The sequence below is a fragment of the Acidobacteriota bacterium genome (assembly GCA_016715115.1).
Lineage (GTDB): Bacteria > Acidobacteriota > Blastocatellia > Pyrinomonadales > Pyrinomonadaceae > JAFDVJ01.
In genome coordinates, this window is the sequence record JADKBM010000013.1 from 243047 (window position 1) to 266602 (window position 23556).

21 protein-coding genes are annotated in these 23556 nt (G+C 55.3%); 13 read left to right on the top strand and 8 right to left on the bottom strand.

Going from position 1 to position 23556, the window contains the following annotated elements:
* Positions 1-11: 11 nt before the first annotated feature.
* From IPN69_15880 to IPN69_15905, 6 genes are all read right to left on the bottom strand, one after another.
* Positions 12-944: a serine/threonine-protein phosphatase gene (locus IPN69_15880; GenBank protein MBK8812189.1), complete on the bottom strand. Its 933-nt coding sequence runs from the start codon at positions 942-944 to the stop codon at positions 12-14.
* A gap of 90 nt (positions 945-1034) precedes the next feature.
* Positions 1035-2168 carry a cystathionine gamma-synthase gene (locus tag IPN69_15885; protein ID MBK8812190.1) on the bottom strand — a complete coding sequence of 378 codons (1134 nt, stop codon included), beginning with the start codon at positions 2166-2168 and terminating at the stop codon, positions 1035-1037.
* 144 nt (positions 2169-2312) lie between these two features.
* On the bottom strand, positions 2313-2918 hold the full coding sequence (gene leuD, locus IPN69_15890) for a 3-isopropylmalate dehydratase small subunit (GenBank protein ID MBK8812191.1): 606 nt from the start codon (positions 2916-2918) through the stop codon (positions 2313-2315).
* A 73-nt stretch (positions 2919-2991) separates the two neighbouring features.
* The gene (leuC, locus tag IPN69_15895) at positions 2992-4410 is read right to left on the bottom strand and encodes a 3-isopropylmalate dehydratase large subunit (protein ID MBK8812192.1); all 1419 of its coding nucleotides are present in this window, start codon (positions 4408-4410) and stop codon (positions 2992-2994) included.
* A 72-nt stretch (positions 4411-4482) separates the two neighbouring features.
* Positions 4483-5571, bottom strand: a complete 1089-nt coding sequence (gene leuB, locus IPN69_15900) for a 3-isopropylmalate dehydrogenase (protein MBK8812193.1) — start codon at positions 5569-5571, stop codon at positions 4483-4485.
* 89 nt (positions 5572-5660) lie between these two features.
* Positions 5661-6833, bottom strand: coding sequence for a 2-isopropylmalate synthase (locus IPN69_15905; protein ID MBK8812194.1), 1173 nt, complete (start codon positions 6831-6833; stop codon positions 5661-5663).
* Positions 6834-7046: 213 nt separating this feature from the next.
* Here IPN69_15905 and IPN69_15910 point away from each other — a divergent pair, with 213 nt between their 5' ends.
* The 9 genes from IPN69_15910 (at position 7047) to IPN69_15950 (ending at position 16034) form a co-directional block, all read left to right on the top strand.
* On the top strand, positions 7047-7184 hold the full coding sequence (locus IPN69_15910; GenBank protein ID MBK8812195.1) for a hypothetical protein: 138 nt from the start codon (positions 7047-7049) through the stop codon (positions 7182-7184).
* Positions 7181-7624 carry a hypothetical protein gene (locus IPN69_15915; GenBank protein MBK8812196.1) on the top strand — a complete coding sequence of 148 codons (444 nt, stop codon included), beginning with the start codon at positions 7181-7183 and terminating at the stop codon, positions 7622-7624. The genes IPN69_15910 and IPN69_15915 overlap by 4 nt, the downstream gene beginning before the upstream one ends.
* A 507-nt stretch (positions 7625-8131) precedes the next feature.
* Entirely contained in the window at positions 8132-9016 is an 885-nt protein-coding gene (locus tag IPN69_15920) for a LysR family transcriptional regulator (protein MBK8812197.1), read from the top strand.
* Positions 9017-9275: 259 nt separating this feature from the next.
* Positions 9276-9608, top strand: coding sequence for a PilZ domain-containing protein (locus IPN69_15925; protein ID MBK8812198.1), 333 nt, complete (start codon positions 9276-9278; stop codon positions 9606-9608).
* Between the two features lie 47 nt (positions 9609-9655).
* On the top strand, positions 9656-10777 hold the full coding sequence (locus tag IPN69_15930; GenBank protein MBK8812199.1) for a carboxylate-amine ligase: 1122 nt from the start codon (positions 9656-9658) through the stop codon (positions 10775-10777).
* 151 nt (positions 10778-10928) lie between these two features.
* The gene (locus IPN69_15935; GenBank protein MBK8812200.1) at positions 10929-11576 is read left to right on the top strand and encodes a type II secretion system protein; all 648 of its coding nucleotides are present in this window, start codon (positions 10929-10931) and stop codon (positions 11574-11576) included.
* A 13-nt stretch (positions 11577-11589) separates the two neighbouring features.
* Positions 11590-12150 (top strand): prepilin-type N-terminal cleavage/methylation domain-containing protein, encoded by a 561-nt coding sequence (locus IPN69_15940; GenBank protein MBK8812201.1) that lies wholly within the window; start codon positions 11590-11592, stop codon positions 12148-12150.
* A 21-nt stretch (positions 12151-12171) separates the two neighbouring features.
* Positions 12172-13218: a prepilin-type N-terminal cleavage/methylation domain-containing protein gene (locus IPN69_15945; protein MBK8812202.1), complete on the top strand. Its 1047-nt coding sequence runs from the start codon at positions 12172-12174 to the stop codon at positions 13216-13218.
* Positions 13219-13235: 17 nt separating this feature from the next.
* A complete protein-coding gene (locus IPN69_15950) occupies positions 13236-16034 on the top strand; it encodes a hypothetical protein (protein MBK8812203.1) in 2799 nt (932 codons plus the stop codon).
* A gap of 88 nt (positions 16035-16122) precedes the next feature.
* Here the strand turns inward: IPN69_15950 and IPN69_15955 are convergent, their stop codons facing one another.
* Together IPN69_15955 and IPN69_15960 are read right to left on the bottom strand one after the other, a co-directional pair.
* Complete coding sequence (locus tag IPN69_15955; protein MBK8812204.1) at positions 16123-18444, bottom strand: glycosyltransferase family 39 protein; 2322 nt, start codon at positions 18442-18444, stop codon at positions 16123-16125.
* A 33-nt stretch (positions 18445-18477) separates the two neighbouring features.
* On the bottom strand, positions 18478-20442 hold the full coding sequence (locus IPN69_15960; protein ID MBK8812205.1) for a hypothetical protein: 1965 nt from the start codon (positions 20440-20442) through the stop codon (positions 18478-18480).
* Between the two features lie 168 nt (positions 20443-20610).
* Between IPN69_15960 and ychF the strand changes: the two genes are divergently transcribed.
* From ychF to IPN69_15980, 4 genes are read left to right on the top strand one after another with little or no spacing between them, the layout of a single operon-like run.
* A complete protein-coding gene (gene ychF, locus IPN69_15965; GenBank protein MBK8812206.1) occupies positions 20611-21708 on the top strand; it encodes a redox-regulated ATPase YchF in 1098 nt (365 codons plus the stop codon).
* A 51-nt stretch (positions 21709-21759) separates the two neighbouring features.
* The gene (locus IPN69_15970) at positions 21760-22398 is read left to right on the top strand and encodes a Uma2 family endonuclease (GenBank protein MBK8812207.1); all 639 of its coding nucleotides are present in this window, start codon (positions 21760-21762) and stop codon (positions 22396-22398) included.
* A gap of 32 nt (positions 22399-22430) precedes the next feature.
* Positions 22431-23285, top strand: a complete 855-nt coding sequence (gene deoC, locus IPN69_15975) for a deoxyribose-phosphate aldolase (GenBank protein ID MBK8812208.1) — start codon at positions 22431-22433, stop codon at positions 23283-23285.
* A 51-nt stretch (positions 23286-23336) separates the two neighbouring features.
* Entirely contained in the window at positions 23337-23513 is a 177-nt protein-coding gene (locus IPN69_15980) for a hypothetical protein (GenBank protein ID MBK8812209.1), read from the top strand.
* Positions 23514-23556 lie beyond the last annotated feature (43 nt).

The window sequence follows — 23556 nt, forward strand, 5'->3', positions numbered from 1 at the left end:
ACGTCCATCTATCAAAGAATTTCCGCCGTGTCCTGATCTTGCGTGTCGTGTATGTCGCCGAGGTTCAGAAGTTCGAGCCTGACTTCGTCACTGTCGTCTTCGGGCAGTTCGGGGCCGGTGATCTTCGCCAGGATCACCGTGATGTTGTCCTCGCCGCCATTTTCATTCGCCAAACGGACGAGGTCGGCGCAGGCCATTTCGAGCCGTTCGCGATTTTCAAGCACGATCCTTTGCATCTCGATTCCGGAAACCTTGTTCGAAAGCCCATCGCTGCAAACCAGCAGAATGTCGTCCTTTCGCGGGATAAGGCGGGCCGAGACCGGAAAGATCTCGGGCTGGGCACCGAGTGCCTGCAGAATCACGTTCTTGAGTGCGTGGCTTTCGGCTTCTTCGGCGGAGATCTGGTTCGCATCGATCAATTGCTGAACAAGCGATTGATCCTTTGTGATCTGATAAATATTCGTGTTGCGGACGAGATACGCGCGGCTGTCGCCGACCTGGATCAGATCGACGGCCTCAGGCGTGATGCCGATACCGGTGAATGTCGCTCCCATTCCCTGAAACTGGGGGTCGCGGCCCTGCTGATGGATCAGATAATTCGCGTAGAGCGTTGCCTCATAAAGTTTTCCGACGAGCGAGTCGTTCTCCGAAACCGGTACGATCGTCTTGTCGGGATCATCGTCAAGAAACGTTTTGCTGACGGTTTCCACCGCCATTTTGCTCGCGACTTCGCCGGCGAGCGCGCCGCCCATTCCGTCCGAAACCGCGAGGACTATACCTTCGGAGTCGATCTGGAACCGCTGCGACTCGATCACGAACTCGTCAGGATCTTGCGAGCTGGTCCAGGCCTTTGCATCGGAAATGTCCAGCAAAAGGTAGTTGTCTTCGTTGCCCTTGCGGACACGTCCGATATGCGAAGTTGCGTGTGTTTCGACGATCAACATAATTAACGAAGTTTTGAGTTCCGGAGCCGGGAGCCGCTGGCCAATGATCGCGCGATTGACCCAAAAAACCCAAGACTCACGACCCTTTTACTAACTCAGCGCCTGGTCCAGGTCTTCAATGATATCCTCGACATCCTCGATTCCAACCGAAATTCGAACCAAACCGTCCGTGATACCCAATTGTTGACGTTTTTCAGCCGGGACGGAAGCGTGTGTCATCGTTGCCGGATGCGAAATCAACGATTCAACGCCGCCGAGACTTTCACCCAAGATACAAAGCTTGACGCTCTCCAGGACGTTTTTTGCATTATCCAGTGAACCCGTTTCAAATGCAACCATTCCGCCAAAGCCTTTTTGCTGGCGCGCTGCCAGTTCGTGCTGCGGATGCGATGCCAATCCGGGATAATAAACCTTCTGAACTTTCGGATGTTCGGCAAGGAAATTGGCAACCTGCCGCCCATTGCGATCGTGTGCCTGCATTCGAACCGCAAGCGTTTTCGTGCCCCTCAGAACAAGAAACGAATCGAACGGCGAAAGGATCGCCCCGACCGAGTTTTGAATGAACTGGATCCATTCGGCGTCTTCCGCATCGTTCAGCGCGACAAACCCGCCGACCGAGTCCGAATGTCCGTTAAGATACTTGGTCGTCGAATGAACCACGATATCGACTCCAAACTCAAGCGGACGTTGAAGATATGGCGACATAAACGTATTGTCGCAAACGACCTTCGCGCCCTGCGCGTGAGCGACGTCCGAAACGGCCTGGAGGTCGGTAACGCTCATCACCGGATTCGTCGGGGTTTCGACAAAGACCATCTTGGTGTTCGGCTTGAAGGCGCGTTCGACAGCCGAAATGTCGGTCGTGTCGACAAGATCGAATTCGACGCCGTAGTTCGACAAAACTCGATTAAATAGCCTGAATGTTCCGCCGTAGGTGTTGTCACCGAGTATCACATGTTCGCCGGCCTTGACCAGTTTGAGCACGGCGTCGGTCGCGGACATTCCGGAGGCGAAGGCGTAGCCGAACTCGGCGCCTTCAAGCGCGGCGATGTTCCGCTCAAGCGCGGCGCGCGTCGGATTCTGTGTTCTCGCGTATTCGTAGCCTTTGTGTTTTCCGAGTCCGTCCTGCGCATAGGTCGAGGTCTGATAGATCGGGACACTGACTGCGCCGGTGGCGGTGTCGGGTTCGTTTCCGGCGTGAATTGCAATTGTTGAAAAGCCCATAGACGATGAAGGAAAGAAGTTCTTTCGGAAAAACTCCCTTATTTTATAGCTTTTGATGGAATTTAACTACTGGGGCAGGCAAATTCGCGAAAATTATCGTATCTTTCGCGGTCGACGGCTGTCAAACCCAAGAACCGGAGCTGTTTAGGAGGCTTGGGCGAAGTTCTTCCAGACGGGCCGCGTCGCCTCGAACCGATCGATAGAGCTTGCGTTCTGAAGCGTCAGGGCGATGTCGTCGAGTCCGTTCAGCAAGCAGTAGCGCCGGAATTCGTCGATCTCAAACCGTGCATCGAATCCGTGCTCGTCACGGACGGCAAGAGTCTCAAGATCGACCGAGATCGTGTAATCTTCGATCGAGTTCGCGCGCTCGACTAGTTCGGCAACGAGCGATTCGTCGAGGCGCACCGGCAAGAGACCGTTCTTGAGAGAATTGTTGTAAAAGATGTCGGCGAACGACGGCGCGATGACCGCGTGGAATCCAAACTGCGCGAGTGCCCACGGGGCGTGTTCACGCGAACTGCCGCAGCCGAAATTCGCGCCGGCGATGAGGATCGAGGCATTTTTGAATTTGGGATCGTTGAGAACGAATGCCGTGTCGGGTGAACCGTCCGTACGAAAACGCCAGTCGAAAAACAAAAAATCGCCGTAGCCGGTTCGCTCGATGCGTTTCAGAAACTGCTTCGGAATGATCTGATCGGTGTCGATGTTCGGTCGGTAAAGTGCCACCGGCTGGCCTGTGTGTTTCTTCATAAGATCGAGTTTGGAGTTCCGCCTTCAGGCGGCCTCGACGTTGAACTTGAATGTGTCTTAGAACCGGGGCCACCTAAAGGCGGAACTCCGAACCAAAGCTCCAGTTTCTGACGTCGACGAAATGTCCCGCGATCGCGGCGGCGGCGGCCATCGGCGGCGAGACGAGATGTGTCCGTCCGCCGCGACCCTGGCGTCCTTCGAAGTTTCGATTGCTCGTCGAGGCGCATCGCTGTCCTTCGCTCAAAATGTCTTCGTTCATTCCGAGACACATCGAGCAGCCTGCATCGCGCCATTCGAAACCGGCATCGATGAAGATCCGCGCCAGTCCTTCGTCTTCCGCCTGCTTCTTGATCAGCATCGACCCCGGAACGACCATAGCGCTGACGCCTTTTGAAACCTTGCGGCCTTTCGCGACGCGCGCGGCTTCGCGAAGATCCTCGATACGCGAATTCGTGCAGCTTCCGATAAACACGCGGTCGATCGCGACTTCGTTCATCGGCGTGCCCGGTTCGAGTCCCATATACTCATAGGCCCGTTCGTAGGACTTCCGTTCGTTTTCGTCTTTCGCGGCCGAAAGCTCGGGGACTTGTCCGGTGATGGTCGTGCTCATTCCGGGCGAAGTTCCCCAGGTCACGAACGGCTCAAGCTCCGAGGCGTCGATCGTCACCGTCCGGTCGAACGTCGCGCCCCGGTCGGTGGCCAGCGTCCGCCAATATTCGACCGCGCGATCCCAATTTTCGTTCTTCGGCGCGAACGGTTTGCCGCGCAGGTAATCGAACGTCTTTTCGTCGGGCGCGATCAATCCGGCACGCGCGCCCGCTTCGATCGACATATTGCAGACCGTCATCCGGCCTTCCATCGAAAGTCCGCGGACCGCGCTGCCGGCATACTCGATGACGCAACCGGTCGCGCCGTCGGTGCCGATCCGGTTGATTATTCCGAGGATCAGATCCTTTGAGGTGACGCCGAACGGCAATTCGCCGGCGACTTCGATCAGCAGATTCTTCGACTTGCTTTGCGGCAGGCACTGTGTCGCGAGCACGTGCTCGACCTCGGACGTGCCGATGCCGAACGCGAGCGCGCCGAAAGCGCCGTGCGTCGCGGTGTGCGAATCGCCGCAGACGATCGTCTGACCGGGATGCGTCAATCCTTGTTCTGGACCGAAGACGTGAATGATTCCCTGTTCGATGCGATCGAGATCGTATAGTTTGATCCCGAATTCCCTGACATTGGCGCGAAGCGTTTCGACCTGTTGCGCGGCGATCGGATCGTTGAACGGCAAGTTCCGGCCGATCGTCGGGATCGAATGATCAAGCGTTGCGAACGTCAGGTCCGGCCGGCGAACCTTGCGGCCGGCGAGGCGCAGCCCTTCGAACGCCTGCGGTGTCGTCACTTCGTGGATCAGGTGCAGGTCGATGTAGATCAGCGCGGGCTTTCCGGCTTCCTGCCGGACGACGTGCGTCTCCCAGATCTTGTCGTAGAGCGTTTTCATTCAATACTTTTTACCACGAAGACAGACGAATACGAATTTTCGTGAGTCGTTGCGTAATCTGCTGGCGGAATCCTATGCGGCGCCGAGCGCACTGTCGGACGCGGCGAATCCGGCGGCGTATTCTGCGACGAGATCGCCGATCGCTCCGGTTCCGGTGGCGTTCGATTTGTCGGTCGTCAAATCCGCGGTTCGAAAACCTTCGGCAAGGACCCGGTCAATTGCGTCCTCGATGGCGCGTGCGGCGGTTTCGTTTTTCGCCGTGTGCCGGAGCATCATCGCGACCGATGCGATCGCGCCGAGCGGATTTGCGATGTCCTTGCCGGCGATGTCTGGCGCCGAACCGTGAACGGGTTCATAAAGATCGACGGCGCCGCCGACAGTCGCAGAAGCGAGCATTCCGAGACTTCCGGTGAGCACCGCTGCTTCGTCCGAAAGAATGTCGCCGAACAGATTCTCGGTCAGGATGACGTCAAAACGGGTCGGGGCCGTAACGAGATGCATCGCGCAGGCATCGACGAAAAGATGCTCGACCTCGACGTCGGGATAATCTCTCGCAACGCGATCGACGGTTTCGCGCCACAGACGCGATGTCTCAAGAACGTTCGCCTTGTCCACCGACGTCACTTTCTTCTTTCGGAGACGCGCCGATTCAAAGGCGACGCGCGCAACTCGCTCAACTTCTGCGACCGAGTATCGCATCGTATTGTAAGCCTCCGTCGCGCCGATCGCCCGCGGCTGTCCGAAGTAGAGTCCGCCGAGAAGCTCGCGGACGATCAGGAGGTCGGTCCCCTCAAATATCTCACGGCGGAGCGGCGACGAATCGATCAGCGCCGGGAACGCCTTTGCCGGACGCAGGTTCGCAAATCCGCCGAGAACCTGGCGCAACTGCAGGAGTCCGATCTCCGGACGCTCTTCGGGCAACAGTTGATCAAATTCGGGCGCGCCGACGGCGCCGAGCAAGACGGCGTCGGCCGCCGCGCAGCTTGCACGCGTCGCCTCCGGGAGCGGCATTCCGGCCTCGCGAATTGCCGCGCCGCCGATAAGATGTTCTTCGGTTTCGACGTTCAAGCCGCAAACGCCGGCAACTGCGCGCAACACTTTAACTGCCTCGCGCGTGACCTCAATGCCAATTCCGTCGCCTGGTAAAACAGTGATTTTCATTTTGGATTTCGGATTTTGGATTTTCGGATCACCGGGATCGATCGGTTCGCAGCTCACGATCAATCCAAAATCCAAAATCCAAAATCGATCTACGCCGCCATTGCCGTCGGGTATTGATTCGGCAAAAGCGCCAGCAGGTCCTGATCGTAAATGTTCTTTTTCTTGTCGGCCAGCGCCGTGAATTTCTGATAGACCTCGCCGATTTCCTCGTGATCGAGTTCGTAGCCGAGGTCATTGAAGCGCGCGGCAAGCGCGTGTCGTCCCGAGTGTTTTCCGAGAACGATGTCGTTATGCGGCACGCCGACCGATTCCGGCGTCATAATTTCATAACACAGAGGATTGCTCAAAACGCCGTGCTGATGAATTCCGGCCTCGTGCGCGAAGGCGTTGCGGCCGACGATCGCTTTGTTCGGTTGAACTCCGAAACTGATGATCGAAGACAGAAGCTGACTCGTCGGGTAGAGCTGCGAAGTCTCGATTCCCATAAAGAACGGCATCCGATCGGCACGCACGACGCACGCCATCACGATCTCTTCGAGCGAGGCGTTTCCGGCGCGTTCGCCGATGCCGTTGACGGTGCATTCGACCTGGCGCGCTCCGGCAACGACCGCCGACAGACTGTTGGCGACAGCGAGTCCGAGATCGTTATGGCAGTGAACGCTGATGATGACGTCGCGTTCGCCGACGACCTCTTCTTTCACCTTTCGGATCAACGTCGCATACTCGTTCGGCATCGTGTAACCGACCGTGTCGGGTACGTTCAACACTCGCGCGCCCTCATCAACCGCCGCGCGGAATACTTCGCAGACGAAATCCGGATCGCTGCGCGTCGCGTCCTCGGCCGAGAACTCGACGTCGTCGACGTATCCGCGCGCCATCCGGACGGCGTTGCGCGTCATTTCCAAAACTTCCGCCCGGGTCTTCTTGAGTTTGTATTCGAGATGAATGTCGGATGTCGCGACAAATGTGTGGATGCGTGGCCGTCGGGCCTTCTCGAGCGCCTGCGCGGCGCGGACGATGTCGATCTCCGTCGTCCGGCAAAGAGCCGCGACGCGGGCATCGCGGCATTCTTCCGAGATCGCCCGGACAGATTGATAATCGCCCTCCGAGGCGATCGGAAAACCGGCCTCGATGATGTCGACGCCGAGAAATTCAAGCTGGCGCGCCATTCGGATCTTTTCGTTCAGGTTCATCGAACAACCCGGCGACTGTTCGCCGTCACGAAGAGTTGTGTCAAAAATATCGATTTTCTCAGGGTTCATCTTTGCTCCAATCCAATGTTTTTCGGTTCCAAACGACTTGAAGCAAGATGCTAACGAACTCGGCGGCCAAAAGTCAAGCTTATTAAAGTCATTTATACATAACAAAAAGTGATACGATAAGATGCGCTGATCAACTTTTATTCTCGGCGAATACCAAACCCAGATTACTCATTGGGAAGTTCGTCCGCGAAAGACGGCGCGTCCGCCGCAACGATGACGATCGAAAACGCTCCCGGCGAGGCCAAGAAGGAATTTGATGCGGGCAATTCGGTCGTCGTCGAGACGCGCGGCGGTAACAGTAAGCAAAAGTTGCCGGAAGCACCGTCAAGTCCGGAAGGAGAAATTTTATGATCGGATTCGAATTAAGTGCACGAGGAAGCAACGGTTTCAAATTCAACAGCAGTGCCTGGACGGAAGGCGACATCTGGATCGCCAATGCACTCAAGGCCGTACCGAAAAGTCCATTGAAGCAGGCGCAGGGCGCCATCGTCGACGGCATCGAGTCTCAGTTCAAAAAGCTCGGCCAGAATATGTTCTGGAACTACGTCGTCAATTTCGGAATGGATCTGCACCTGACCGTCAAAGGCGATTTCAACTTCATGTACCAGTTCAAGGCGAGCAAGTCTTCTGACCAGATTGCTCGTGAACTGCTGAAATTGATCAGCGAACAGGACGAGGATATGGGCGATCAAGTGACGATCCATTTCGCCAACTGCTTCAAGAACTTCCAACTGCACGTCGTCACGGGAGACACAAGCAACCTGAAACTTGTTATCGACATCGACTTGTAATGGCTCGGCCCAACGCCTGAACCCGACTCGCTCGACCGGCCCGGTTCAAATCCGCGACGTCAGCGGGCCGAATACGACGTTTACGCGATCGTCGGGCAGCGTCCTTCACCTGGGAGACCAAACAGGTCGCCCTGACCGCCGCCCAACGCGCTGATCCTAAGAACCAAATGATTGATGCAGGCCGACTGTCGTCGGTCGGCATATACTTCGGCTTCGAAAAACCGGTCAACGGAAATCCGCGGGAGTGATCACAGACCCCGGAAAGTGGGGCTGCTTCGATGTCCGGGAACCGCATCGTTCCGACGTCCGGATTTTTCCCGCAAAACACGCGGAAGACGCTAAAAGCAGGATTGAGGTCCATTCTAAGTGTCTTTGGCGTGATGCGGGAAAGAAGTCTCTATTGCATAATCCCGGATAAAAGATTTGATTATGTCGGACGCATTTTGATAAATTTGAGCAACAACAGCAAAGACAGATAACTAGCCCGGCATCGGACGCGAAGCGCCTATGGACATCAATCAGTTGGAGGTTTTGGTCGCCGTCGCGCAGGAAAAGAGTTTTTCCCGCGCCGCGGAAGTTCTCAATCGAACTCAGCCGGCGGTTAGTCAGGCCATCCGACGGCTCGAGCAGGAGATCGGAGAAAGACTCTTCGACCGCTCATCCAAGGACGGAACCTTGACCCTCGGCGGCGAGATTCTCCTCGATTACGCGCGCCAGATGCTGAATTTGCGGCAGACCGCGCAGAACGCGATCAAGGAGATGCGCGATCTGCATCACGGCAAGGTCACGATCAGCGCGAACGAGCATACGGTTTTTTACCTTTTGCCGGTGATCCGTGAGTTTCGGAAACTATATCCGATGATCAAGATCGAGGTTCAGCGGGGAGTCGCAAGCCGCATTCCGAAAGAGATCACCGCGCGCGAGGTCGAACTGGGAGTCGTTTCGTTCAAACCGACCGACAGTTCGATCGTCGCCGTTCCAGTGATGACCGACGAACTCGCGCTGATCGTCGCGCCGGGCCATCCGCTTGCGCCGCGCACGAGCGTTTCGGTCAAAGAACTCGGCGTCGAGACATTCATCGCGCACAACGCCGTTTCGCCATATCGCCAAAAGGTCATCGAGACGTTCGAAAAGAACAAGACACGGCTGAACATTTCGGTCGAACTGCCGTCGCTTGAGGCGATCAAGCGACTCGTCGAAACCGGCGCAGGCGTCGCGCTCGTTCCGAAGCTTTCGGCCCAGAGCGAGTTGGCGAGCGGCCACCTCAAGGCGCTTTCGGTCACCGAAATGAAGCTCGAACGCAAACTCAACATCGTATACCGCCGGAATTCGGAACTGTCGCACGCGGCGAAGGTCTTTTTGAAACTGGCGAAGGATATGAGTTCGGCCTGAAAATCCGTTTGTTCGATTTTGCCGCGAATCGCACAAATTGCACGGATGACGAAGATCGGGTCCCTGTTGCGTTCTTGCGAAACTCGCAATGTCTAGACATTTTCGAGTTATTGGCGCGATTCGTGGCAAAGCTGAACAAACCGTTCGTCGCACACTGCAATTTATCGCGCTTTCCGTTGAAATACTCTAGAATGTCAGAGAAGTTTGCCTTTTGGCGGATTTGAAGTCAGAATCCCAATAACTCTGGAACCAATCTAATATGAACGAAAAAGACTTTTCAGAAGCCCTTTCACCGTCTGAAAGACGCGGTTCGGACCGTAAGAAGCTGATCGTCGATGTCAACTTCAACGGCGGCGACGCAACCGGAATCGCGAACACTCGCGATATCGGAATCGGCGGACTTTATATGACGACAAACGCCCGGCTCGACACCGGAACGCTGATCTTCTTGCGGATGATCGTCGGCGGCAAGGAACTGGCGATCAGCGGCGTCGTCGTTTATACCGATCCGGGGCACGGGGTCGGCGTCCGTTTCCACAATCTGACCGATGAAGCGGCGGGACTCTTGAAGAGCGAACTCGAACTCGAATAGTCCATCATCAATGGCCGGCGCAATCTTGAAACAAATTAGGAGATTCTATGTTTGATCAGTTTACATTGGGTATTGAAGAAGAATTTCAGATCGTCGATCCCGTGACCCGCGAACTGAAATCCCACGTATCGGAGATCCTCGACGAAGGCAAACTCCTTTTGGGCGAGAAAGTTAAGCCTGAAATGATCCAGTCGATGATCGAGGTCGGAACGGGCGTTTGCGCGAATATCCAGGAAGCGCGCGAGGATATTTCAAAGCTTCGATGCATCATTTCGGCGCTCGCGAAACGAAAAGGACTCGAGATCGTCGCCGCATCGACGCATCCGTTTTCAAAATGGTCCGAACAGGAGATCTTCGAACACGACCGCTACAAACTGCTCGTCGATGAACTCCAGATGGTCGCGCGCAGTCTGCTGATCTTCGGCGTTCACGTTCACGTCGGCATCGCGGATCTCGACCGCCGGATCCACATTATGAACGCGGCGCGCTACTTTTTGCCGCACGTTCTGGCGTTGACGACGTCGTCGCCGTTCTGGCTCGGATTCAACACCGGACTCAAGTCTTACCGTTCCGAAGTCTTCAAGAAGTTTCCGCGCACGGACATTCCGGATCATTTCGAATCGTTCCAGCAGTACCAGAGCTACCTCGATCTGCTGGTCAAGATGAACTGCATTCAGGACGGCACCAAGATCTGGTGGGACGTCCGGCCGCATTGCAAGTTCCCGACGCTCGAATTTCGTATCTGCGACATCCCGACACGGGTCGACGACACAATTGCCGTCGCGGCGCTTTTCCAGGCGATCGTCGCGAAATTGACGGTTCTGATCGACAAGAATCTCGGTTTCCGGCTTTATCACCGGCGTCTGATCCAGGAGAACAAATGGCGAGCGATCCGCTACGGACTCGACGGCAAACTGCTCGACCTCGGAAAGCAAAAAGAGGTTCCGGTCAAAGATCTGATTCTCGAACTCCTTGATTTCATTGATGATGTTGTCGACGATCTCGGTTCGCGAAAAGAGATCGAGCACATCCACACTATCCTCGACCGCGGAACCTCGGCGGACGAACAATTGAAGGTCTACGAGGAATCCGGCCACGACTTCAACGCCGTCGTCGATATGCTCATCAAGAACACGTTGGAAAACGTTCCGCAAAAGTGCTTTGACTAGTCGATAGGTTGAGCGTTACTGCCCGAAGGGGATTTCCTGCGCGGAAATCCCCTTTTTTGCTCTCACGATGAATGTTCAACAAATATCAACAATTATTGACATAGTTGTACGTCACGTGTTAAAAGATTAAGAGGGTGAACGTGTGATTCATATGTCAAACTCTACAAACCAAAAGGGATTCTCTGTTATAGAGTTGATTGTCGTAATGATGGTGATCGCCGTTGCATCGGCGATTGCGATGTACTCATTTAACAACATTACGAAGACGGCGGCTGATGACCAGGCCCGCAAGATCATTGATGTTCTCGACGAAGCGCGACAAAAAGCCCTCAATCAGCGTACGACTTTCCGCGTCGAGATCAACAAAACAAAGAATCGGATCATTCTGATCGATGAAAATTCGATCGCCACGGCAAACGACGATGTAGTCATTAAGAGCGAGCCGTTGTCTTCGAGCGTTGTGATCGGCGCGAAACCGGACAACGTCACGACGACGCCAACCGCGACATCGCCGATACCGGTGCCGCAATATCTCGCCAGCAATTATGTGCTCAGTTCGGGCGATCAAAAAATAACGCTCCGTTTCCGGCGGAACGGTCAGGTCGTCGATGCGGGAACCGATGGAATCGGAACAGGGAGCCTGGTTTCGGGTGCTACGATCTATGTTCATTCAAACACGCCGTCGGTAACCAGTCCGAATCTTGTGCGCGCCGTTACCGTACTCGGTTCTACAGGCGATACTGCGCTGTTGAAATGCACCTTTGACACCTACGGACGTTGCGGCTCGTGGGTGAAGTGACAAACTCATACTTATGCACAAGCAGAACAAGCAATCAGGATTTTCACTTATCGAGACGATAGTCGCGATGGTTATTTTGCTGATCGGCGTCCTCGCAACGCTTTCAGCAATGACATTCGGAGTCGTTTCGATGCAGGAGTCTGAGAAGCGCACGTTGTCCAAAGAGACGGTGCGTTCGACGATGGAGACGATCTTCTCGATTCGCGATATGTTGGCATTCGACCCCGCGGCAACGGGCACGACATACAACTGGAACGCGCTTCAAATTCAAAGCGGCAACAACGGCGGGATCTTCCTCGATGGATGGAAACCCATCCGCGAGAGTCCCGGAGCGGATGGTATTTACGGAACCGCGGATGACTCTTGTGATCCGATCGCATCGTGTGTCGTCAATTCGACAACCAACAGCAGTGCGGTGATTCCGGGAGTCGAACGAAAGATCGAGGTAACGGATCTCATCGAAAACGGAGCCATCAGAAAGAGGATCTTCACGGTTCGCGTCAGATATTTCGTCGGAAAGATCCAGCGTGAGGAAACGCAGTCAACCATCCTTGCGAAACTGCCGGTTAACTAAGATTTTTGAACCTCGACAATTATGAACATCAATGTCCATCAGAAGTACAAGCCCGATGCTCAGGGATTCACATTGATTGAAATGGTCCTGTCAATGACGGTCTTCTTGATTGCGATTGCGGCCGTTTACGGAGTTGCCCGGCTTGCTTCTGTTCAGAAGAACACGGTGAACACCCGGATCGATCAAATGCGGAGCGCACGCATCGCGTTGGAGTATCTCCGCCGTGATGCGATCAACGCCGGACTTGGATACCATCGCACTGGAGGCAATGTTCCCGACAACGTTGGCAACGCGCTCTTCGGGATCAAAGCGGACGCAGATACCGAACGCGATTTGATGACCTCGATTATCGGCGGAGACAACATCACCGCGAATACGTTGAACTTCGGTGGAAAAACCGATGTTGCCGCCTTCATTAGCCGTGACATTGCATTCAACGGCGCTCTGCTGGTCAATTACACCGGAGCTGCAGCCAGCGGCAACAACGTCAACGTTACCACTACCGCCGGCGGCACAACGAACTGCCGTCCTTACGATCTTTATCTCTTTGAGTCCTCGACCGGAACTACCCAAGTCGTTGGGATTGCGACTTCAATTCCGAACGCCACGACGATCCAGCTTGGAAACGGCTCGATCGATCCTCTCGGCATCAATCAATCCGCGACCGGCACGGGTCAAGCGCTCAATATGTTGATTTCGACTGCGGGCGGCGGAACTATAAAGAAAGTGAATTTGATCAGCTACAGCGTCACCGAGGCAGGTGTTTTGGTAAGGAAGACCTACGGAAATCAAACCGGCAAACTGGCCAATGAACAAATCGAAACGCGTGAGTTGGTTTACAACGTCAGTGATTTTCAGATCAAGTACTTTATGGAAGACGGTACCAGCGGGGACGACCCGTCGGTCGGCAATTCCGGACGGACGAATCAAATCAAAATGAACAGTGTCGTCCAGATTCAGGTGTCGATCACTATCGCCGCCGACTCGAGCAATGGAGCGCAGTCTTCCGCGCCGATCGTGATCAAGGAGTTCATAAGTACGAAGAATCTCCGCTACGAAGCAAGCTAAAGTCTTGGAATAACCTTATGAGACAGTCAAAGTTGAAGACAATTCGGAATGATGCCGGTGCGGCTCTGGCGATCACGTTGATGGTGATGGTGATGTTGCTCGGGTTTGCCGCGTTGATCCTGACGCGCACGGTTTCCGAAACCGCGATTACCTCTAACGACACGGCGGAGAGTCGCGCGTTCAATGCCGGCGAGGCCGCGCTCGAAGACGCAACCCGCGATTTTGCGACTGTCGTCGAGAACAAGCTGATCCCGACCCCGCAGGATATTACGAACATTCAGAACAAACCTGTCCCGTTCTTTTCCACCAACGGCTATACTTTCACGAAGATAATAACCCAACTCCGGGCCGCCCAGGTCGTGACACAAACGAAAGGCCAGTATCAAGGCCTGATCAGCCTGCGCGACGAATGGCAGATCGATATCACGACGCGCCACGACGCTACCGGCGTGGAAACGCAGGTCCGGCGCCGTTTCTTTAATGATCGAATCCCGGTTTTTCAATTCGGCGCGTTCTACCAGGACGATCTCGAAGTCACCAACCCGCCGACGTTCCTGTTCAACGGTCGCGTCCATACGAACGGGAATTTCTTTGTGCATTCGAACGGCAACGACATTCGTTTCAAATCCAAGATCACCGTCGGTGGCGAGCTTGTCCGTGACATCTGGAAGAACGGTGCGGCGCAGACTTCGTCGGAACAAAGCGCGGCCGTTTACGCGCAGAACACTCTCAACGTCGATACGCAGTTGCCGAACAATAGGGGGAGCGTCTCTTGCTCGCAAGGATCCGGCGGGATTCTGAGAGACAATATGGGACGGAATTTCCCGTATCCAAACTGCGTGCGGAATCCGAACTGGGCATCGTTTTCTCAAAACTTCGAAGGGAACGTTGTCACCAGTGCGAAACAACTGACCCTGCCGCTCGACCGCCTTCCGGCTCCGCTGATAGAGATGGTCCGACGCGGAAAGAACTACGGCGATATGGAGAATGTCAGCGGTTCGGTGATCAACGTCACGACCGCGAGGGACGAGCGCGGTATCCTGGCTCGCGAACGCTACGCCAACAAGGAAGGAATTCGAATCAGCCTCGCAGACTCGCGGAGTCGGCTTCCGCAATGCGCCACGGTTTTATCCACGAACCCTTGCGGCGTTCGCCTTGACGGTACATACGGCTCGTCTCTCGGATACGTGCCGCGTCCGATGACCGATTATCAAGCGACTGCCGTCAATGGCAACCGTTTGGCGGTCAATGGCCGGGAAGTTTGGATCAAGATCGAACTTGTGACGTTTGATTACGACAATGAGAAGCCGATTTCTACTGACGTTACGGAAGATATCTTGAGTCTCGGAGTCACCGAACCCGTCATCAATTCATCAACCACAAGCCTGACCGTTCCCGGTTACACGACCGCGAACGATTCACGCTCAATCGTCAAGCTTCAACGCTTCGTTATTCCGGGGCCGGCGATTCCGAACTCGACAACGAGTTATGTTTCCAATTACACGGTGAACTCAAAATCACTGAATCTCGTGACCAGATTCAAAAATGTTGCGACATCGGTGACAAATCCGGCGACGCAATGTACCGGATCCGCTTGTACCGCGGACGATGCATTCACGGCTTCAATTTTGAATTCCGGCACATCGAGCACGACGACGAACGAGTCCGCTCATTACAAGATCGCTACGATCAACGGGACGGCGCAGGCCAATCGCTACGTGATCGTGCCGTTTCCGATTCAGATGCACGACACTCGTGAGGGTAATCGAGACGACGACGCTGCCGGATTATCGACCGGTAATGTGTATAAGAACGGAGTGATGAGCATCGTTGACATTGATGTCGCGAATTTGCGCGCGTTTCTAAATGGAACGCACGACGGAAAACTTCCGAACAATACGCCTTACGCAATCTCAAAAGGAAATGTTGGTCTCCGAAGCACCGATGTGCCGCAGAATCGAGGCTGGGTCGTTTATGTTTCCGACCGTCGCGGCGACTATAACTTCGACGGCCGATACAATATGGAAGACGTCAACCCGAATTCGAATTCGCTGATTGAGGAAGACCTCGATGGAAATGGTGCGGTTGATACCGACTACTCCAATGAGGCTCCGAACGCGGATTCAGAGGTCAACGCTGCTCAATCATCGGTTACCGATCACGCGTTCTACCGACGTTCGGTACGACTGATCAACGCCGTGACGCTTCCCGGTATTTACGATGCAACCGTTTCGACGAACACCCGGGGTTTCACGTTCGCATCCGAGAATTCCGTTTATACGCAAGGAAACTTCAACGCGACATCGGTCGCGGTTGCAGGTGGAACCAACGTGTCAACGTCGGACAAGTATGCGCCGTATAATTCTTCGCTGCATATTCCGGCATCGATCGCGAGCGACCTGGTAACCGTGCTTTCATCCGCCTGGAACGACGCGCAAAGTTTCGCTTCGCCGAACACGCCCGCCAACCGCGTTGCAAACGACACCCAGGTCCGCTTCGCGATGCTTGCCGGGGATCCGATAACCGGATATTCACCGAGCGCCGGTCTGACCGGAAATCAGAACGGCGGCCTGATCAATTTTCCGCGTTATCTGGAAACCTGGTCAAGCAAACGTTTCAACTATTCAGGTTCATTTATCAATCTCTACAATGCGTTCAACAGCAACGCACGTCACAAGTGCTGCAATGCGGTTTACTCGCCTCCGTCACGCGACTGGACGTTCGAAGAGTCATTCAAGGATCCCAGTCGGCTTCCACCCGGAACTCCTTACGTTTATCTGATTTCGTTCACGGGATTTGAACGGGTCAACGACTAATCAAGAAAACTGATCGCACAAATGAACGCCGGTCGAATCTTGGCCGGCGTCATTTTTAATCGTTCGAGTTCAGTTTGTCGATTCCGACTCATTTCGGATCAAGCGGCATTGCGCTCGACTCTTCAGGGCCAACCGTCACAGGTTCACCGAAAACCGTGTAAATATCCTGCGCGTCGGAATCGGCGATGTCGTTGCGGACGAGGAGCATCAGATCGACGCCCGGGCGCAACGGGAATTGTCCCGCGAATTTGTAGTGAACGGCATATTTCTCGATCACGTCCGACTCCTGATCGACCATTTTGGCGACGATGATCTCCGACGTGTTCGAATCGACCATCCGACCGTGGAAGTTGGCCTTTGAATAATCGTTCAAATACCAGGGCATCGGCCAATACTCGTTGGTCACGATCTCGATAGAGGTTTCCTTTCCGTTGCCGCTCTTGTCGGCGTAATACTCGATCTGTTTGATGAGATCGACAAAGCCCCGCTTGGTGTGCGCGTAAACGTACGGCATCGAGTCGTCGTCGTAGCGCTGGAAGTTGATGTCGTAGGTTTGAAAGGCGAGGATCACACTCGCGACCGCCGCCGCTGCGCCGCCGAGAACTTTCAGTCCGGTATTCTTCGACGCGATCAGTTCGTTGACCGCGTAACCGCCGGCGATGCACATCGGCAGCAGGAATGAAAGCGCAAGCCAGGGAGTCTTGTACGGGATGATGGTATACGCCGCGAAGAGCCCGAACGCCCAAAGTCCGGCAAAGAGAGCGAAACGATGGCGCGCGCGGACGAGCGCGTAAAGAAATCCGAGCGCCGACAGGATCAGCAGTGGCGATTCGAGCTTCATCCCCCATTTCAGATACGCGAAAAATCCGTTTTGCGTGTGATCCGTGTTGCCGGTCTTGGTCCAGATGGCATATGCCTTGAACGCGCCCTGAAGTCCTTCCGGATAAGTGAAGAAGGACGAAAAGAAAAGCGCTCCGACGTAAAAGAAAACAACGATCGCAGCGACGACCATCAGCGCCAGGTCGGCCGAAAACTTGGCCGGACGACGGAAACGGTAAAGGAACGCTGCCGTCAGCAGCATCGCGAGCGCGAAACCGAGGATCACATAATCGAAATTCGCGAATTCAAGTTTTCGCCAGGCCGCCATCGCGCCCCCGGCGGTCTTTGAACCGACAAGCATCTCGATCACGATGCGCACGAAGACCCAAACGACGAAGACGCTCAACGAACCGATCGCGCATTTGACGATCAGGATCTCCGAAAGATCCGCCGCGCGCAGTTTTTCGCGCAGCGTCTCGAAAGTCAGAACCGGCGGCTCGTCGATCTCCGAGTCCGAATCGGAGTTCGTCTTGATGCGCCGCAGAATTACGAACCAGATACCGGTTGCGATCGCGACCAAAGCGACGATCGAGTAGAAGACCAGCGTCTGTCCGCCGTCATTGAGCGTAAGGAACTCGTTCGAAAACCACGCGAAAAACTCTTTGATGCGGCCCGAAAGCCCGATCGCGGCGAGAATCGCGAGAACCGTCGGAATCGCGAAGATCCAAAATCGCGATTTCTGAAAGGCCTCCGACGCGGCAAGTTTCTGCCAGATCCAAACACACAAACAAGCGATCAGCATCGTCCCGACGGTGATGAAACCCGTTTCCTTGGTCGCGAAGAGCAACACGGCCGACGCCGACGCGAGCATCAAATAGATCGCGTGGCCCTCGTTCCAGGCAAGCAGCATCCGAACCACAAAAACGACGAGGACGGCCTCGATGATGAGAAACGCGATCCGGAAGGTCCAGAGAAGCGTCGCATTGTCACCGCCGATCTGGTTCGCGAGATTGAGCGTCGAGGGCAGGAAGCATATCAGCAGCAAGAGCGTCATCCAGCCGATCGCAAAGATCCCGGCGCGGCGTTTTTCGAGAAAAAAGACGACGGAGACGACGATCGCGAGACTGAAGAAGACAAAGAGGATCTCGTGTATGAAATATCTCGAAATGAAGACCATTCCCGGCGAAAGCGCCAGAAAGAGGCCGGCGAACAACGCACCTGTTTTGCCGATGTAACGCTTCAGGCAAAACGCGAGCACGACCGTCAAAACGCCGAACACGGCGACGCTCGAGCGGACGCTCAGAGTATTCAGTCCGAACACCTTGGTGAACGCGAGCGACAGGTAGTAAAGATCCGGACCGTGATAGTTCGCCGGGTCATACTGGTATTCTCCGTCGCGAAACAGCGTCGTCAGGAAATAACCGTTGACGCCTTCGTCGTGGTGGAGCGGTTTCAGTTCGAGCCAGAAAAAACGAAGGAACGCCGCGATCGCGGTGACGAGTCCGCAACTGAAAAGCCAAAGATAGTCGCGCTCCGACGCTTCTTTGTCCGGAAACGTTTGTTCCTCGATATCGATTTCTTTGTTATCCATTGTTTCGGCCGCGGAGCGAGAAGTCCGCGTTCGCTATTTTACTTTTACGACCTTGTATTCGCCAATCTGGGCGAGCGGCGGAAACCTGTCGAAGAATTCCTTGCTGACCGAGATGTTGGCGGTTTCCTCGGGCGAGATGATGACGTACTCGATGTTGTTCTTGCGCAACAGGCTTTCGGCGATCGACGAACCCTCGTAGATACGCTTGACCTCGCCCTCGCGCGGCGCGTAATCGATGCCGTACGAGCTGAGATGTCCCGAATAACGCATCAGCGAGCGGCGCCCGGAAAGGACGACCGCCGAATTGTAGGTCGGCGCATTCAGAAACAAGGCATTCGGCGGCGTCTTCGCCTTGATCTGCTGGGCGATCTTTACCGAATCCTGGCTGAAAACGTTGTAGCTGATCTGTCCCGAGATCGTCCGCCAAACGTCGAGCGCGCCCGAAAGCGTCAGGATCAGGATCGCGCCGACGGCCGCGGCCTTCAGCACAACCGATCTCTCCCACGCCCACGCCAGCACGTACGCGACAAACGGCAATGAACCGACGAACCAGTAGATCAGGACCTTGATATTGTCCCATTCCCACGGTGCGAGTTTGACGGTGTTTGAGACAAGAAAAAGAAACGCGAAGGGAATGTAGAACAAAATCAATCTATTGTCGGACGATTCGTGTTCGCCGGCTTTCGGGTGACGACGGCTGATCAGGTAAAGCCCGAGCGCCAGCAGGGGGATGAAAAGTCCGATGTTCTTGGCCCAGAAAAAAAGAATGTTATCGTCCTTCGAGTCCCATCCGAAATGCCAGCCGATGAACTCTTTGAGGTTGCTCGCGCTGCCCGTCAGCGACCAGATCAATTGCGGCAGCGCGATGACCGCGACGCCGATTCCGAACGCGAGCCATTCGCGCCAGCGGTCGAGCCGCATAAAGAAAAGAAACCCGCAAACGACGAAAAGCACGGCAAGGCTGTGGACGTGGATCAGCGGCAGCGTTCCGGCGAAAAGCCCGACCAAGAAAAGTGGAAACGTCGAAAACGGGAAAAGCGAAAAAATGCGGAAACCGTAATCCGCGGACTCGTCCGTTGTTTCACCTGCAAAGATCTCCCAGATCTTCGTCAGCGCGATCAGCGTCAAAGGCATTCCGAACAAAAGGCTCCGTTGCGTCATAAACAAAACGACTAGCGAATTGCCCCAACGGAATTTTTCGCCGATCGTGTAGTCCTTCGGCAGCTTCCAGAGAATCTCGAAAAATCCCTGCGCGCCCTGCCAGTAATCCTTCAGAAACCAGACGAATCCGAGTCCGCCGCTGAAGAGCAGAAGCAACACGGCGATCTTTCCGGTCTTTCGAATGCCGGTCAACTTCACGACGAACTTTTCGAGCAGAACGACCAGCGAGAAGCCGAGAAAGACATTCTGCACGAGCATCGCCTCGCGAACGCCCGCGCCGAGCTTGACGAAAAACGCCGTCAACATATCGGCGAAAAACGGATATGTGAACTTCGCGTCCGCATATGACGGATTCTGCGGCGGGAAATTGTTGCCCTCGGTGAACGAAAAGATCGCCCCGAGATGAAACGGCAGATCGCCGAGATTCTGCGACCCGCCCGTAAAGATGCCGCTCTCGGTCTCGATCATCGCGCGTTCGAAAAAGAACGCGAGCACGACGAGAATGAAGACGTAATAGCCGAAACGGATCGTTTTCTGGGTGGTCGCGCCTTGAGCTTTGCCTTTTGCCTTCGCCCAATCGTGACGCAATTCCTTGATCAGTTTGGGATTCGACAGCAACGCGAGCGGCGTCAGGGTCAGCACCAGCGCCGCAACGGCGGTTATCGATGAAAGACCGAAGACGCAGGCGAGCAGGAATCCGGCGGTCGCGAAGATCGCGAGACCGATCACGGTTCCGGCCGCGAGCCGCGCGAGCAGCGAATCGTGCTTTTCGTATAGATACGTCAGCGCGCCGCCGCCGGCGGTTATCAAGACGATGATCGCGAAGGTGATAATCATTGCATCATTTATAACAAACTTCTCGGATTTGGATAAGCCGCACGGGCGTCCAAACGGCGGCACGGTTTAGCGGCCGTATGATTCAAACTCGTCGTGCGTAATTTCTCACTTTGGAAGAGAAAAGGTAGAATAAGCGTTTTGAGTTCGCACGCCATTTAATAACTTATGCTGCAAGCAGGAATCGTCGGACTTCCGAACGTCGGAAAGTCAACTCTTTTTAACGCTTTGACCGCCCAGGAAGCGGCGCTCGCGGCGAATTATCCGTTCGCCACGATCGAACCGAACGTCGGCGTCGTCGCCGTTCCGGACGAGCGCCTCGCCGTGCTTGAAAAACTCAACAAGGCGCAAAAGGTCGTGCCCGCGACGGTCGAATTTCTCGACATCGCCGGACTCGTCAAAGGCGCGTCGGAAGGCGCCGGGCTCGGCAACCAGTTCCTCGCGAACATCCGCGAAACGCACGCCATCGTCCAGGTCGTGCGGTGTTTCGAGGATGATGACATCATTCACGTCGAGGGATCGGTCGATCCGGTCCGCGATATCGAGACGATCCAGATCGAACTCGCGCTTGCCGATCTCGCGTCGATCGAAAAACGCCGGGACAAAGCGATGCGCGCCGCGAAAGCGGGCGACAAGGACGCGAAACGCGATCTCGAGATCATCGACAAACTCCAGCCGGTGCTCGAGGATGGCCGCGCCGCGCGCACCGCCGATCTGACCGACGACGAACGCGCGGTCGTCAGAACCTGGTTCCTGCTCTCGTCAAAACCGACGATCTACGCCGCGAACGTCGATGAGGACACGTTGATGGACGAGGCGGCGAATCCGCACGTCGCCGTCGTCCGCGAGCACGCCGCGAAGGAAAACGCCGAAGTCGTGCTCATCTGCGCCAAACTCGAGGCGGAACTCGTCGCGCTCGAACCCGCCGAAAGAACCGAGTTTCTCGCCGACCTCGGGGTCACGTCGAGCGGCGTCGACAAACTCATCAAAGCCGCCTACAAGATGCTCGGACTTATGAGTTTTCTGACTGCGGGCGAGAAAGAAGTCCGAGCCTGGACGATTCCCGTCGGAACCAAGGCGCCGCAGGCCGCGGGCGAGATCCATTCCGATATCGAACGCGGTTTCATACGCGCCGAGATCGTCTCGTACGACGACCTTGTCGCCTGCGGTTCGCGCAAGGCGGCGAGCGAAAAAGGGCTCGCACGGCTCGAAGGGAAAGAGTACGTGATGCAGGACGGCGATGTCGTCGATTTTCGTTTCAATGTTTAGTTTTTGGTGGTAGAATCGCGGTGACTCAAATTAAGGCCAACAGGTGAAAGTATGCAGAACAGCGTCACCGAAATCTCAAACTCCGCGCCCGTCATCGCGCCCGTGAAACTCACTTACGATGATTTCCTTCGCCTTCACTCAGGTCGGCATATTGAATATGTTGACGGCGAAGTCCTTGCAAAAATGACAGTTACAAGAACTCACGATAATCTGACAGGTTTTCTGAATGCGATCTTGCGAGCTTACGTCGAGGCTCGCGACCTCGGTCGGGTCTACGGCGATGCGTTTCAGATGAAGTTGACGTTCGACGGAATCGTCAAAGGTCGCGAACCGGACGTCCTGTTCGTCGCGAAAGCGAACCTTGGGCGCGTATCCGAACGATTTCTCGACGGACCGGCCGATCTCGCGGTCGAAGTCGTCTCATCGGATAGTGTTACCCGCGATCGCGTGGAAAAGTTCGCGGAATACGAATCCGCCGGGGTTCGCGAGTATTGGATAATTGAACCTTCACAACGAATGGCAGAGTTCTTTGGGTTGGATCCGAGTGGCGTTTTCAATCGCCTTCCGATCTCGAAAGACGGCGTCTTTGAGAGCCGGGTGATCGACGGGCTGCAAATTGACTCCAATTGGTTGTGGCAAAATGAAATGCCGCATCTGATCGATGTTCTCAGGCATTGGGAACTGATTTGATTTCTTGTTTTTGAAATTGAGGCTGACGGAAGATGAATAACGCAGACTACGAAAAACTTGTCGAACAGATCACCGACCTCGTGCTCGCGAAGATCGGCGACGATGCGTATTGCCCGAGCTTCTGCCGCGCCGATGTCGAACGGATCGTCGATGCCGGCGCATCGCGCATCGGCATTGTTCTGGGATCGACGGCGACGGCGCACGATTGGGCGAGCCTCATCGATCACACGCTGCTCAGGCCGGATGCGACGGAATCGGACATCAAGAAACTCTGCAACGAGGCGATCGAGTTCGGGTTCGCGTCCGTTTGCGTCAATCCCGCGTGGGTCAAGAAGGCGGCCGAGTTTCTCGCCGGTTCTGATGTTCCGGTCTGCACGGTCATCGGGTTTCCGCTCGGCGCGACGTTGCCGGACGTGAAGGCGTTCGAAGCGCGGCGGGCAATCTTCAACGGCGCCCGCGAGGTCGATATGGTGATCAACATCGGCGCGCTGAAATCAGGGGACGACTGCGCCGTCGAGGACGACATCCGCGCGGTCGCGCAGGCCGCGCACGAGAACCACGTGCTGCTCAAGGTCATCATCGAAACGGCGCTTCTGACCGACGACGAAAAGGTCCGCGCGTGCCTAGCTTCGAAAAACGCCGGCGCCGATTTCGTCAAGACTTCGACCGGTTTTGCGAAGGGCGGCGCGACCGCTGATGACGTCGCCTTGATGCGGCACACCGTCGGCCACGCGCTCGGCGTAAAGGCTTCGGGCGGCGTGAAGGGAATCGACGACGCGCGCAAAATGTTCGAGGCCGGCGCGACGCGCATCGGCGCTTCGGTCGGCGTCAAGATCGCCCAGGAAGCGAGCGGCGTGAAATCGACGATCGTCGCCGGCGGATACTGATCGATTCTAGACTTTAGATTTTAGATTTTGGATTTTTGGATTTTTGGATTTTTGGATTTTTGGATTTTGGATTCCAGATTCCAGATTCCAGATTCCAGGATTCCAAGGGTTCCAGATCCCAAATTCCAAGGAAGGTTCGAGATTTCAAGATTCCAGAATTCCAAGGGTTCCAGACTGGGAATCCCGAATCGCGTTGCAATCGCGTCGAGTCGGTACCATCTGCGGTAGCGGATGGTTGGACGCGGCACTCCCGGACCGAAGTATTGATACC